We start from the raw sequence: 14,295 nt of genomic DNA on the forward strand, positions 1-14,295 counted from the left end.
GCTCAGAACTTCACCGTCGCCCGCGCCCAGTAGTAGCGGCCGAGCAGATCGTAGGTGGCCACGTCGGTATTGGCGTTGGTGACGTTGTTGGCGTAGTACAGCGGCGGCTGGCGGTCGGCCAGGTTGTCCACGCCCACTTCGAAGCGCGTGTTCCAGGGCTTGACCTGATAGCCCACCTGCACGCTGTGGTAGACGTAGGCACCGATGTCGCGGACCACGGCGGGCTGGTCGGCATCGGCCGACAGGCTCTGGCGGGTATCGGCGCTGCCGATCTCGGTGCGGCCGATGTAGCGGATGCGCCACGACGCGCTCCAGTCGCCCAGGTTCCAGTTCAAGGTCCCCAGTGCGCGCCAACGCGGGAAGTTGCCGTAGGAATAAGTGTACTTGCCGGCATTGTGGATGGTGACGGTGCTGGCGTCGGTGGTGTCCGGATTGATGTCGTAGCGGATCACGTAGGTGCCGTTGAGGCCGGCGCTGAAGTTGCCCCAGGCGGTGTTCGGCAGGCGATAGGTGAGGCTGAAATCCGCGCCGCTGGCCCACAGCTTGCCGAGGTTCACGGTGGGCTCGGCGATGTAGTTGATGGTGCCGTTGTCGTTGCGGTGGATCAGCGCGCAGAACGCGCTGGCGTCGTTGGCGTAGCACTGGTTGAGCACGGTCTGCGCCGAGACCTGGGTGATGGTGTCCTTGAGGTTGATCTTCCACAGGTCCGCGCTCATCGACAGGCCCTCGACCCAACCCGGGTCGTAGACCACGCCGAAGTCGTAGGACATGCCGGTCTCCGGCTTGAGCTGGTAGCCCGCCACTGCGGCGCCGGAGGCCTTGGCGCCGACCTGGTTGTCGGACTGCTGGTAGCTGCCGTCGGTGGGCACGTTGGCGCAGGCCGCGCTATGGCCGCCGGTGTAGCCGTTGCACGGATCGGTGACCGACGGCGCGTCGCCGGCCACGCCGGCATACAGCTCGCCGATGTTGGGCGCACGGAACACCTGCGAGGCGGTGCCGCGCAGCAGCAGGTTCTCGATCGGGCGGTACTCCAGCGAGACCTTGCTGTTGGTCTTGCTGCCGACGGTGTCGTAGTCGGAGAAGCGGCTGCCCACGGTCAGGTTGAGCGAATGCACGCCCGGCAGCCCGGCCAGCAGCGGGAACAGCGCTTCGGCATAGGCTTCCTTGACGCTGAAGCTGCCGCCGAGCACCGAGGCGCAGAACTCGATCACGCCGCACATGCCGTTCTCGTCGCCGGTCCACAGCGGATCGGCGGCGGTGCTGGTGCTTTCCTTGCGATAGGAGACACCCACGGCCAGGCTCGCGGTGCCGGCCGGCAGCGCGAACAGCTCGCCGTTGGCGTTGGCCTCGAACTGCTTGACGGTGTAGACGTTGGTGACGATCGGGTTGACCACCAGCGCTTCCAGCGCGGCCTTGTTGCTGGCGGCGTTGAGGTTGAACACGTCGATCGGGGTGCAGCCGGCGATCACCGCGCCGGCGCTGCCGCACTTGACCGTGCCGTCGGCGGCCAGGAACGACGGCCCCACCGCGGCATTGAAACCGGCGTAGTCGAGGAAGCCGTAGTTGATCGACTTCTGCTTGACCTTGCCATAGTTGACGCTGGCATCCCACTGCCAGGAACTGTCGCCGAAGCTGCCGCGCAGGCCCGGATTGATCTGGAAATTGTAGGTGTTGTACTCGTAGCGGCGGTTGCCCAGCACCGTGGCGCGGGTGTTGAAGTTGTTGTACGAGGTGCCGGTGCTGCGGTCGGTGCCGAAGTTGACCCCGAACGGGTTGTAGTAGCTGGCGGAGGAGACCAGGAAGTTGTCGCCGTTAGCGAAGATCGGGATCGGCGCGATGATCGAGGACGAGCTGGTCTTGCTGAAATAGGTGTTGACGTAGCCTTCCAGGTGGTCGCTGAAGCGGTAGCTGCCGAGCACGAAGGCGTTGGTGCGTTCCTGCGGGGTCTGCAGCAGGTTGTACGGCTGGTAGTTGTAGGAATCGGTCGAGGCGACGTAGCAGTGGTACTGGCTGGCGTTGGTCGGGCTGCTGCTGCCGCCGTTGAAGGTGACCCGCGAACAGCCGTTGCTGGCCGCCAGCGCCTTGGCCGCGGCCGAGCCGTCGTTGAAGCTGATGCTGCCGGTCGGCGTGGCCGAGGAGCCCTGCTTCACCCCGACCCCGTCGATCAGCGACAGCGCGTCCTTGGAATAGGCGCGCGCGCCGGCCGAGACCGGGTCGATGTCGTGGTAGGACAGACCGGCGACGATGCTGCCGCGCTCGCCGGTCTTGCCGGCGGTCAGCGAGAAGTTGCGGCGGTTGCCGTCGCTGCGCGAACTGGTGCCGAAGTCGGCGCTGGCCTCGACGCCGTCGAAGCCCTTGCGCAGGATGAAGTTGACCACGCCGCCGATCGCGTCCGAGCCGTACACCGCCGAGGCGCCGTCGCTGAGCACTTCCACCCGCTCGATCATGGTCGCCGGGATCGCATTGACGTCGTTGCTGGCCAGGCGCGTGCCGTTGACCAGGACCAGGGTGCGCTTCTCGCCGAGGCCGCGCAGCGAGATCACCGAGGCGCCGGTACCGCCGCCGTTGTTGGTGTTGGGATTGGTGGCGTTGCCGGCGATCGACGGCAGTTCCTGCACCAGGTCGCCGAGCGTGGCCTTGCCGGTGGCTTCGATCTGCGCGCGACTGATGGTCACCACCGGATTGGCGGTCTCGGTATCGACGCGGCGCAGGCGCGAGCCGGTGACCACGATGCTGTCCAGGGTCTGGGTGGCGCTGTCGGCGCTCGCCTCCTGCGCCTGCGCCGCCCCTGCGCTCCCCAGCGACAGGGCGGTGGCGACGGCCAGCGCCAGCGGCGTCGCGGCATGACGGAAGGAAGGGCGTGGCTGCGGAAACGACATGGGGCGGGCTCCTGGAAGGTGGCGAGACGAGACAGCGGAGAAACGCAGGCCGAACGACGCCATGCCGGCGCCATGCCGACGGACGGACCTGCTGGACGGTGGCGCCTGCGCGGCGCCTGCGGTGGCGTGCCTGCACCGGACCACGACGGCCTGGCGCACAACGAGGAGGCCGATCTCCTGCGCGCACGGCCGGTGCGCGGCTCCCCGCTCCTGCGATGACGTCCGACGACGATGGCGGCGCTCCGGTGGCGCGCGCCGGCGCCACGGCCGGTACGACGATGCGATCAGATTTTCATCACGCGGTCACACTGTGCCGTGTGCGCACGCCCGCGTCTTGTCGCGATTCGCGGTTTCGCATGCGGAATCATGCATGGTCGTGCGGGGCTGCGCGCCTGCTTGGGGCGATCGTGGCGAGGCGTGGCATTGTGTCGCGCAGACACCGACACCGCAGGCACACACTGCCATCGCTACGCACGGCGATGCCGATGGTTGCGGTCACGCCGGGATCAGCCAGCCGCCGAACAGCGGGCCGGCGGTGTCGCCGTGCTGCGGCTCGATGCGCACGGTCAGCGGCTGCGCATCGCGCGTCAGTTCCGGCGGCAACGGGTAGTCGCGGTCGACGAAATCGATCACCTGGCCGCGCTCCACCGCCACTTCCGCCGCCAGCTTGCCGTTGACCAGGATGTTGAAGCGGCCCTTGTCGCTGCCCCAGAAGCGCAGGCGCAGCGCCAGCGGTTGCGCGCTGCCGCGCATGCGGAACTCGACGAAGCCCTTGCCGCGCACGTCGCGGCACTGCTGGCGGCGGTAGGCGCCGCCGAAGGAGGTGTCGCTGCGCAACTGGTGCGCCTGCTCGGAGGCCTCGTCGCCGAACTGGATCATGTCCACCGCGATCGCACGCAGCTTGTCCTGCTCGGCCTGGCGGCGCGCCCGCCGCTGTGATTCCTGCGCCCATTCGGTCGGGCCCATGCGCTTGAAATACAGCGCACTGCGCCGCTCGTACTGCGCGTAGAACGGCACGAAGGTCAGGCCCGGCGGCTGCGTGCTGCTGACCAGGAAATGACCGGGCTGCGGCAGTTCGGCGAAGCCGCGCAACGGATCGGCCGCAGCCACCAGCGCCGGATCCGGCGCGTCGTAGGGCGTGCTCACCGGCCCGAGGTCGGCGGCCAGCGCCAGCGGCCCGCGCATCACCACCACGGTGTCCGCATCGCCGGCGGCGTGTTCCAGCCGCAGCGGCGTGGCCAGGTCCAGGTCGATCACGTCGCCGGCGCGCCAGTCGCGCTCCAGCGTCAGGTAGCCATCGGCCAGCGCTGCCCGTGCGGGAGTGCCGTTCACGCGCAGCGAGTAGCGGCCCTGGCACCAGGCCGGCACCCGCAACAGCAGGCGCCGCGGCGCGCGTTCCCCCGCGCGCAGCACCTGCAGGCGCACCTTGCCGTTGTCGGGCACGCCGCTGTCCAGTTCCAGCGCCAGATCGCGCTCGGTCCAATCCAGCCGCGAGGGGATGTAGAGATTGACGTACAGCGAGGTGGCGTCCTGCCAGTAGATCGCATCGCCGAACTGCGCGTGCGCTTCCATGCCGCTGCCGACGCAGCACCAGAACGAATCGAACTTGTCGGAGAAGCCGCGCTCGCCGCCGCTGATCATCGGCGTCATGTAGGTGAACATGCCGGTGGCCGGGTGCTGCGCGGCCATGGTGTGATTGTGCAGCGTGCGCTCGTAGTAGTCGAAGTAGCGCGCCTGCGGCGTCCACTGGTACAGGTGCCGGGTCAGCTTGAGCATGTTGTAGCTGTTGCAATGCTCGCAGGTCTGCTCGGTCAGGAACGCGGCGATGGTGTCCGGCTCCTGGAAATACTCGCGGTCGGCATTGCCGCCGATCACATAGCTGTAGTGCGCGGTCACCGTCTCCCAGAAGAACCGTGCCGCCGCGGCCGCATCGGCATCGCCGGCGACCTCGAACTGGCGCGCCTCGCCGATGAACTTGGGCACCTGGGTGTTGGCGTGGATGTGCGGCAGTTCGTCGCGCCCGGCCGCGGCTGGATCGATCACCTTTTCGTGGCGCAAGCGCTTGCCGATGGCGATCCAGCGTGCATCGCCGGTGCGCGCGCCCAGTTCGATGTAGGACTCGTTGAGCCCGCCGAACTCGGTGTCCAGCAGGGTCTGCATCTGCGCGTGGTCGAGCGCATCGAACACGCCGGCGGTGTAGGCGGCCAGCGGCAGGAGCACCTCCAGCGCCTGCGTGCTGCCGGCCAACGCATGCGCGTCGAGCAGACCGGCGAACAGCTTGTGCTGGGTGTACAGCGGCGACCAACTGCCGTTGAGGTTGAACTTGCTGCCCTTGATGATGCCGCGGCGCACGTCCTCCAGCACCGCCTTGCCGCCCTCGATCTCGCCCTTGTCGTTCTTGCGGGTGAAGCCGCCGACGTAGCCGTCGGGATCCTGCGCCTGCGCACGCGCCAGCTCGGCGACGATGTAGTCGATGCGTTCGCGCAGCACCGGGTCGCGGGTCTGCGCGTGCATCTTCGCCAGTGCGCTGAGGTAGTGGCCCAGCGTGTGGCCGGCGATGGTGTCGCCCTCCCAGCCGCCGTACACCGCGCCCTTCGGCGGCAGGCCGGCGTACTGCAGGAAGTTGTGCAGCAGGCGGTCCGGCTCCAGTTCCAGCAGATAGCGGCGGTTGGTCTGCAGCGAGTCCAGGAACAGCGACGGTTTCAGCGTGACCTGCTGCAAGGGCAGCGCCTGCACGCGCCCGGGCGTGGACGCGGCGGCGTCCAGCGGGAAGCGCAGCAGCCCGGCGGCTACCGCCAGGGCGCTCCATTGCAGGAAGCGGCGCCGCGAAGGATCCAGCGCGGCGCCAGCCGCGTCGGACGATGCGTGCGCGCAGGCGGCGCCATGCCGATGCATGCCCGGCCCGCTCATCGCCGGCCTCCCGCGTGCGAGGCGGCATGCGGGAAAGAAACGCATCGAGGCATGGACTGCTCCTGTGTGAGATGTCGGGACGCCGACGCCGCAGGGCGATGACCATGCGGATCCATGGTCACTGTGTCATCCGGGTGACAGCGCGTCTTGTCCCCACTGTTGCGTGCAGATGCGGATTTCTGCCGAATCACCGTGCCGACCTGCCGCTGGCGACCAGGCCCTGCGGGCAGCGCGGGCGAACGCGAACGGCACCGGGAAACTGCGGCGGTGTCGCAGCGAATGCACCGTGCATCCGCCACGACACCGCCTGGCAGTCATTGCCGGTCGATCATTGCGGCTTCGTCGTGACCTCTGGCACCGCGTCGGTCAGGTCGGCGCCATAATCGGGGTTGGTCACCGTATCCGCATCGACGTATCCATAGAACACGCCCTTGCTGGCCGACGCGCCGCGTTGCTCGACGTCGCCACGCAACTGCGCGGAGCCGGACAGCGTGAACCCGCCGAACGCCCCCGCCGGCTTGAACACCGTATGCAATTGGGCGCGATCCTTCACCGTCACCCCGTCCTGCAGCAGGCTCAACCCGCCGACCACGGCGCCGTCCTGCACCTGCCCGCCCAGGATCGTCGCGTGGTCCTCGATGCGCGCATCGCCCAGCACCTTGCCCCCCAGCACCCGCGCCTGCGGGCCGACATAGGCGGTCGACGCGACATACGCGTTCTGGGCGACCCAGCCACCGCCGTTGGGGTGACGGCCGCCGACGCGCGTCGGCGTCGGCGCACCGGGCTGCTGGCCCGATGGATAGGCGTTCTCCAGCGTGACGCTCCACGGGTAGCGGTAGACCGAATAGTAGGACTGATCCCACTTGATCTTCTGCATCTTGCTCGGCGTCCCCATCACCACCAGATACAGGTCGCTGTCACCGCTGCGGCGCTGGAACGACAGCGAGGCCTCGGCGCCTTTCTGCAGCGCGCTGTAGCGCGGCTTGCCGTTGGCATCGATCGCGACCAGGCCCCAGCGCCAATCCGAGTCCGGCGTGCCGATGCGATCGGGATCGTTCGCCAGCCCGGGCAAGGTGTCGACCGCCGATGCCTGCTGCACGTCGCCGTGGAAGCGCACCACGACCGCCCCGGCGCCCTGGGCGGGAACCAGCCGTACCAGGTTGTAGCCCCAACGCTGCGGCGCCCAGTCGAACGGCACTTGGTAAACACCTGTCTGGCCCTGCACCGGATCCAGCTGGGTCAGGCGCAGTGCGCGATCGCGATTGGTCTCATCGGCCAGGTTTTCCGGATCGAACGCGGTATTGCTGCCGTATTGCTGGCGCATCACGGCGCCGTGGTCGCGACCGTCCGGGTCGGTGTAGTCCCACTGCACGTTGTGCATGGCCCAGTCGCCGAGCACGTCGTTGAGCTGCGACTGGCTCCACCCCATGTTGTCGCGGATGATCGAGAACGGATCGGCATCGGCCTGGCGCGAATCGCCGGGTTTGGGCGCCTTGGCCCACAGATCGTTGATGATCGCGTAACCGAAACGATCCTTGAGGTACTCCATGAACTGCCAGTTGCAGTAGCGGTCGCGGGTCGAGCCAAGATAGAGATGCGGGTAGTTCACCAACATCTCCGAGCACTGCACGTCGTCGTGGAAATACTGATGCGCCATCCAGTTGGCATGCGATTCCCAGATCCAGCCGACGTACGGCGAGTCGCGCAAGCCGCCGGTGCTGCCCTGCAAGCCATGGGTCAATTCATGCGCCAGGCCCCAGTGATACCCCAACTGGTCCGGATTGATCCACATGCCCATGCCACCGCTGGCGGAGGTACCGCCGTTCAGGCCGAAGCTGTGGTCGAGGTAGACGCTGACCTTGTACTTCGTTGCCGTATTGCAGTACGGCTCGGGAAACCCGACGCGCCCCATGTAGTCGTCCCAGATCAGCTCCAGTTCCTTGGCTGCCGAAGTCACGTCGTCCTGCGACACGGCTTGTCCGTCCTTCCAGCGGAACGCGAAGTGCTGGGTTTCGTAGCGGACGGACGGCATGTCGGTGTCGTCGGGATTGGCGATCCATTGACCGGCGGTGCAGGCGGCCGCGGCCGCCGCGTGCGCATGCTGCGCAGCCAGGGCCAGAACGGCCGACAGGCACACCGTGGACACCAGACGCACGAATCGAGAAGCAGCAATTTTCACGGCTCCACACTCCTCTTGTTCGATGACAGTGGATGGATTGGGCGAGCGACGCGCGATGCGCTGCAACAGCGTGCCGTGATGGATGATCCGCCATCACCCCGATGACATGCCGGTAGAGGAACGCGGCCGGCAGAACGCCGACAACAGGCGGCGTCAGCCACGCGCATATCGCTTTCCCGTGGGCAGACTAATGCAGCGAAACGCAATCCACCTTACGGTTATCCCCACGGAATCGGGCTAATTCCGCACACATTCCGAAAATCAAACTGACGTCACGACAGGAACATGATGCGGCCGGCAACTGCGGCCGATGTCTGCAGTGGGCTCGCCACTGGAACGCACGCGAAGGTCGGCGACGTTGGCGCAATCGGCATCCCCGCTTCGCCTCAAGGCGTGTCGCAGCGCTGCGCATCCGCCGCGGTGGCCTGCGGCAGGCGCTGCGCCTGCGGCGCCAGCATCTCCCACTCCTGCACCGCCAGCGCCGCGTAGCGCTCGTCGCCGCCGGCGGCGTCCAGCACGGCGCGCACGCAGCGCGTGGTCACCGGCGCGAAGCGCAGCGTCTGCCAGCGGCCGGCGACGGGTGCGCGCGTACTCTCTGCCAGCGGCCACCAGCGGCCGTCGCGCCGATACTCCAGCCGCCAGCGCGCTGGCGGCGCCACGCCGCTGTCCGCGCCCGGCGGATGATCGGCCCAGAACAGGATGCGGCTGCCCCGCAGCGTCACCGGTTGCGCCCAGCTGTATTGCAGCCATTGCTGCGGTGGGTTGTGCGGCGTCCAACTGCCCCATAGCTGCGGCGGCAACGGATTGCGCTTGACCCGGCCGTCGTTGAGCGCGGCGATCCAGTACTGGTGCGGGATGTCCGGGCCGTTGGACGCGCTGGCCCGCGCATAGCGGGCGAGGTTGCGCTGCGGCGGCAGCGGCGGTTGCGGCCGCCGCGTGGCCACCACCGGCAGGATCCGCGCCGGCTGCCGGGTGTCGTCCCACTGCAATCGGTCGATCGCCACGCTGCGGCGGAAATGCCCGCCGCCCTTGGCGTCGGCGGTGTGGTAGACCAGATACCACTGTCCCTTGAATTGCACGATGCCCGAGTGCGAGGTGGTCGAGGACACCGGCGGCAGGATCACGCCGCGGTAGGTCCATGGCCCCAACGGCGACGGCGCGCTGCCGTAGGCGAGGCACGCGTGGTACAGCGTGGGCGTGCAGTCCGAATCCGGCCCGGCATGGTTGCCGGCGTAGGCCATGTAGTAGGTGCCGTTGCGCTTGAACAGCCACGGCGCCTCGAAGTAGCCGTCCAGCGTGGTCACCGCCACCGGCTGCCCCTTCGGTGTGACCATGTCGCGTTCCAGTTCGATGCCGAACAGCTTGCCGAAGGTGCCCCAGTACAGGTACACGCGCCCGTCGTCGTCGACCAGCACGGTCGGGTCGATGTTCTGGATGGCGTTGGGCGTCGGCAGCGATTGCGACAGGATCGGTCCCTGCGGATGCGCGTCGCGCCACGGCCCCACTGGGCTGTCGGCCACGGCCACGCCGATCGCGAACGGGTCGGCATTGCGCGAGTGCGCTTCCTGCACCGGCGCATACAGGTAGTAACGCCGGTCCGGGCCCTGCACGATCTGCGCGCCGTAGGCGTGCCCGGGCGCGGCCCAGGCGAACACCTGCTGCGGACGCAGCAGTGCCGGATAGTAGGTCCAGCGACCGCTGCCAACGTCGTCGGTGACCAGCAGTTGCCAGCGGTCCATGACGAAGTCGTTGACCTCCGGCGGCGCTTCGTCGCGGCCGGCGATGATGTAGAGCTTGCCGTCGGCGACCAGCGGCGCCGGATCGGCCGCATAGTCGCGGCCGTCGGCCAGGATCGGATTGCCCGGTGCCAGCACCTGCCGCGACCGCGGCACTGCCGGTGCGGCAGCCGCGACCAGGCCGATGCAGGCGGCGCACGCCAGCAAGAGGCACGCAGCGGCTCTGCGCAACGGCTGGCGACTCATGGCGCCGCCTCCGCCTCGATCACCAGCTCCAGCCGCACCGGCAGTTCGCCACTGCCCTCGCGCCCCTGCGCCTGCCCGACCACGCTCAGGCGACCGGGCTTGGCATAGACGGTCGGCGCCAGCGGCGCCCAACGTACCGGCACGCGCTCGCGCGAGCCGTCGTTGTACTGCACGGAGACCAGTTCCGGCAGCGCTGGCGCCTGGCCGGCAGGCACGTGCAGCGGCGGCGGCGCCTGCACGGTGGTGAGCTGGCCTGGCGCGGTCGCGCGGACCCAAACGCTGGCTGTCACCGGCACGCCGCCATCGGCCAGGCCCTGCACCTGCACGCGGCCCTCGCCGGCCAGCGCCGCCGCATCGACTTGCGACCAGCGCACGCCCAGCCAAGCCCAGCTGCCGTCGGCGAAGTAGCCGGCGATGCGTGCCGGCAGCGTTGGCGCCTGCCCGGGCGCGATACGCACGTCCACCGCTTCGGTCGCCACCGCACGCTCGGCGAACACCTGCCATTCGTCCAGGCCGACCGCGTAGTGGCCCTCGCCCTGCGCCGCGGTCTGCAGCACCGCGCGCAAGGCCGTGGTGATCACCGGCGCGAACGTCACCCGGCTCGGTGCGCCATCGCCCTGCACCGGATAGCCGCCGCGCACCGCGATGTCGCGCCACTGTGTGCCGTCGCGATATTGCAACGTCCACGCGCGCGGCAACGCCACCCCGCCCTGCGGCTGGTCGTCCCAGAAATACAGCGCCGCTGCGTTCAGCCGCTGCGCTTGTGGCCACTGGTACTGCACCCACACCGAGGCCGGCTGCGCACGTCCCCAACTGCCCCAGCGGCGCTCGGCGGCGGGCTCCTGGTCCGGCGCCGGCAGCAGTCCATCGTTGAGCGCCTGCAGGCGATGATGGCCGGCGGTGAATTGCGCGCTGGGCGTAGCCTCGCCCTGCACCTGCAGCGTCTGCCCGGCCGGAGCCGCCGCCGCCATCACCGCGACCTCGGCGTGCCCCTGCAGCGCGCCATCGTCGGCCTGCAACTGCAGGGTGTAGGCGCCGGGCGCAGTGAAGCGCACCTCGGTCGTGGCCGCCTGCGGCTGCTCGAACAACGCCGCACCGCCCGGCGGTGCCTGCAGCATGCGCCAGTGCAGGGAAAGCGTGCCGTTCGGCAGCGCGTCGTCGCCGACCCGCCCGGCCAGGCGCACCACGCCGCCGGCACTACTGCCGTCTTCCTGCCAGGCCTCGACCTGCGGCGCCCGGTTGCCGTGCGCCGCCGGCGCCGGGACGCCGCTGGCATAGGCCTGGATCTCCTTGATGCCGGTGCGCAGCGCGCCCGCATGGGTCACTTGCACGCGCCAGCGCTGCGCGCGCAGCGGTGGGAAACGGATGCGGTTGCGGTTGCCCTGCGCGATCGGCGCATCGCGCACCTGGCCCGGCACGGTCTTCCACACGCTGCCATCGAGATACTGCAGCAGGTACAGCCACGGCGGTGCGTAGCCGGCACGCGTGCCCGACGAGAAGCCGTGCTGTTCGCCTGGAGGCGACGAACTGCGATAGAAGTACACACGCACGTCGTCCAGGGTCTGCGGGTGCTGCAGATCCAACTCCAGCCAGTCGCTGCTGCTGCTCGAACCGGCGGTGCCCCAGAACGGTTCGTTGGCGGTGCTGCCGTCGACCGCGGCCGTGGCCGGAAACCCGTCGGCCGCATAGCTGGCGCTGACCGTCGCGCCCTGCGCCAGGTTGCGCGCGGCCGGCGGCAGCGTGGTGTCCAGCCCGGCCTCGGCCAGCACCGCGCCGATCCGCGCCGCGGCAGGAAACCGCACCTGCTGCGGCGCCTGCAATGCCAGCCGATGCGCGACCAGCACCTGCATCTGCGCGGCACCGGCATTGATCGCGTCCGGCAAGGCCTGCACGCGGCCGCTGGCCGGGTCGTACAGCACGTGCGCCAGGCGGTCGACGGTGAAGGCCAGGTGGCCATCCAGGTACAGCGAATAGCCCTTCGGCGCCGCTCCGCCGTAGTGGCGGCCATCGCGATCCCAGACGATGCTCAGGTCGCGATCGCGATAGCGCAGGCGGTCGGCGGCGAAATGGCCCCAGCCGATGTCGATGGGATACAGCTCGATCAGGGCGTCGCTGCGCGGGCGCAGGCCCATCGCATCCTCGATCACGGTGAAGTTGGTGGCGCCGAGCTGGGTGTGGTGGATCCACGAGCGATAGCCGATGCGGCCGCCATCGGCGGCGCTGCCCTGCGCCCAGAACTCGTTCTGGTCCGGGTAGCGGTTGTCGCCGTCGATGTAGTGCGCCCACGCGTTCCAGTACAACAGCCTGCGGTAGCTGGAGGCGTCCAGGTACGGGCTTTGGTAATCGCGCAACACGCTGCCGAGCAGGCGGAACGCCACGGTGGAATTGATCACCGAAAAATTGTTGCTGCCGCCGGCGCCGCGCGCCTGCGCATCGGCCTGGTTGGCGGTGTAGAACGGAAACAGCGGGAACTGCCGCGCATCGGCGAACAGGCGCAGCGCGCGCACGTACTTGGGGTCGTCGTCGGCATCGCCGTGTTTGGGCATCAGGCCGACGCTGAAGGGGTAGTAGTTGTTGGTTTCCTTCCAGTCCACCGGCAGCCGCGGCCCATCGGCCTGGCGCTGCTTGAGCAGGTCGCCGTGCAGGCCCATGCCGTCGGCCTGCGCGCTGTGGTCCTGCCACAGCACGTCGAGCACGGCGCGGCGGATCTTCGCCGCCAGCGCCTGCATGCGCACCGCGGTGGCGGCGTCGCCGGCCACCTGCGCGGCCTGCGCGGCGGCCAGCGCATTGGCGTACACGTACGCGCTCTCGCTGCGGTCCATGCGCGGCGCGCCATGCCGCTTGGCCCAGTCGAAGGACACCGCATCGGCGTCGTTGCCGGTCATCGCCGCCCAGTCGTATTCGATCAGGCCGTTGCCGTTGTGGTCGTAGGCGCGCAGCAGCGCGTCCACGTCGGCGCTGGCGTAGCGCGCCAGTTGCCCGGCGATCGCCGGCGGCCCGCCGTGCACTTGGTAGGCGCGCCAGGCGGCAGCGCTGAGGTACTGCGCATAGGAATTGGACCAGTTCTCCGGCGCGCCGGGATTGTCCACGTACTTGCCACCGCCGGCGGTCTCGCCGGCGCCGAGCCAGGAGCCGTAGGCGTAGAGCGGATCACGCAGGTACTTGAGGTCGTCGATGAACATGCCGGTGGTGAGCACGATGGCGTTGTCGTAGCCGAGCACGCCTTCGATCGCCACCGGGAACTGATAGTCGTTGCCGGGCACCGCCGCGTCAAGGAAATTGAAGCGCAACAACCACCAGCGGTAGAACAGGGTCTTGTCGAGATTGTCCTCGGGCGTGTCCAGGTACGGCAGGTTGTCGGCCCACCAGCGGTTGTAGGCGACGACGTGGTCGCGGTAGGCCTGCTGCGGCAACTGCGCGGCGATGCGCCGGTATTCCTGCTGTGCGGCCGGCAGTTCGCGCGCGATCAGCCCCAACTGCACCTTCAGCGTCGGCGCGGCGCCGTGCGCCGGCACCGCCAGCGGCCGCGCGATGCTTGCGCCATCGACCGCGAAGCCATCGCCGGAGAGCCGCGGGAACAGCGTGGTGATGGCGTTGTGGGTGACGAAGGCGCCGGTCAACTCGGCACCGTCCGGATGCGTGGCCATCGGCGAGACCGCGCGCACGGTCAGCGCATGCGCCGCGCCGTCGGTGCTGGACACGGTGAGCTCGGCCACCGCCACGTTCTGCTCGCTGATGAACTTGACCAGTTGCAGGCGCACGCCGCCGCCTGCGTACACGCTGCTGAAATAGCTCGGCGTCTGCCGCCGCTGTGCGCTGTCCTCGACCAGCGCGATCGGCACGCCGTCGCGCTCCAGTTGCAGGCGGAACAGCGCGTCGTGGCCGGTCTTGTGCACGTAGGCCACGTCGCCGACGAAGCCAGGCTCCTCCGGCTTGTGCGTGTACAGGTAGGCGGCACGGCCGCGGGTGAACAGCCAGTTGTTGCTGTCGCCGAAGCCGCCGCCCGTGCCCTGCCGCGCCAGCAGGCGGTCGATCCAGAAATCGCGGCCGGGCGCGCGGCCGGCGCCCGCCGCCAGGTCGGCGGCGAACACCCGCTGCAACTGGCCCTGCCCCTGCCCCGGCGCGAACGCCACGCCGCTATCAGGCAACGGGTGCGCATCGCCCTTGAAGTGCGGCATCCCGATCGCGGCATTGCTGGACTGCAGGCCTTCGCCGTCGCGGTCCAACCGATCGCCAGCGTTGGCCGCTGCCGCCACCGCGGCAGCGACGCACAGCAGGCACCCCAGGAGAACGGCGGCGCCGCGCCGCACGCGCGATGCGGCGCCACCGGGGACAGGCATGCGAC

General features: G+C 69.1%; 5 protein-coding genes. All 5 read right to left on the minus strand.

The features are described from left to right. Positions 1-2: 2 nt before the first annotated feature. Positions 3-2,879, minus strand: coding sequence for a TonB-dependent receptor (locus AC1PK7_RS14380; RefSeq protein WP_481098579.1), 2,877 nt, complete (start codon positions 2,877-2,879; stop codon positions 3-5). A 495-nt stretch (positions 2,880-3,374) separates the two neighbouring features. Further along, positions 3,375-5,789, minus strand: a complete 2,415-nt coding sequence (locus AC1PK7_RS14385) for a beta-L-arabinofuranosidase domain-containing protein (protein ID WP_481098580.1) — start codon at positions 5,787-5,789, stop codon at positions 3,375-3,377. 328 nt (positions 5,790-6,117) lie between these two features. After that, positions 6,118-7,968, minus strand: coding sequence for an Svx/AvrXca family virulence/avirulence protein (locus AC1PK7_RS14390; RefSeq protein ID WP_481098581.1), 1,851 nt, complete (start codon positions 7,966-7,968; stop codon positions 6,118-6,120). Positions 7,969-8,354: 386 nt separating this feature from the next. Further along, on the minus strand, positions 8,355-9,950 hold the full coding sequence (locus AC1PK7_RS14395; RefSeq protein WP_481098582.1) for a family 43 glycosylhydrolase: 1,596 nt from the start codon (positions 9,948-9,950) through the stop codon (positions 8,355-8,357). Then, complete coding sequence (locus AC1PK7_RS14400) at positions 9,947-14,290, minus strand: Ig-like domain-containing protein (RefSeq protein ID WP_481098583.1); 4,344 nt, start codon at positions 14,288-14,290, stop codon at positions 9,947-9,949. Before AC1PK7_RS14400 ends, AC1PK7_RS14395 begins: the two co-directional genes overlap by 4 nt. Between the last annotated feature and the right edge of the window lie 5 nt (positions 14,291-14,295).

The sequence above is a fragment of the Xanthomonas sp. NCPPB 3174 genome, assembly GCF_056725205.1.